At 78.9% G+C, this 622-nt stretch carries 1 pseudogene; it reads right to left on the bottom strand.

From position 1 onward, the window contains the following. Positions 1 to 622 (bottom strand): annotated as a pseudogene (locus ABEA77_RS33855) (hypothetical protein); the annotation flags it as partial.

Raw genomic sequence — 622 nt, forward strand, 5'->3', positions numbered from 1 at the left:
GGGTGTGTCGTGGGTGGGGCCGCTGGGGGCGTGGCCTGCGGGGCCTGTGGGGGTGTGGGAGGCGTTGCCTGCCGGGGTGTGGTTGCCGCCGGTGGGGGTGTGGTCTGCCGGTGGTTGGTCGCCGCGGGTGGGTGGGGTGTGGGCTGCGGTGGGGGCGTGGGGCGGGGTGTGAGTGCCTTGGGGGAGGTGGTCGGCCGTGCCGCCCGAGGCGTGAGTGGTGTGGGGGGCGCCGGTGAGGGCGGGTTCGCGGGTGGGGGTGTCGGGGGGTGTGATCTGGGCGCCGTCGGCGCGTTGCGCGGCGGTGGGTTCCTTGGGCGCGGGCAGCTCGTGGCCGTCGGGGCCGTAGAGCCTGCCCGTTTCGGGGTCGAGGATCGCCGACCTGCCGCCCCCGGCGTCCGGGAGATGGATCGGGGCACCCGGAGTGTCCGGCAGGCGGACGGCGCCCGGGGCGCCCGGGGCGCTCGGGGCGCCCGGGGCGCTCGGGGCGCCCGGGGCGCTCGGGGCGCCCGGGGCGCTCGGGGCGCTCGGGGACTGGGGGAGGTGGACGGCGGTGTCGGGGAGGCGGGTGGGGGTGTCGATGGGGATTTTGACCGTGCCGTCCGGCAGGGCCACCGAACCCGCG

The sequence above is a fragment of the Streptomyces tremellae genome (assembly GCF_039540215.1).
Lineage (GTDB): Bacteria > Actinomycetota > Actinomycetes > Streptomycetales > Streptomycetaceae > Streptomyces > Streptomyces tremellae.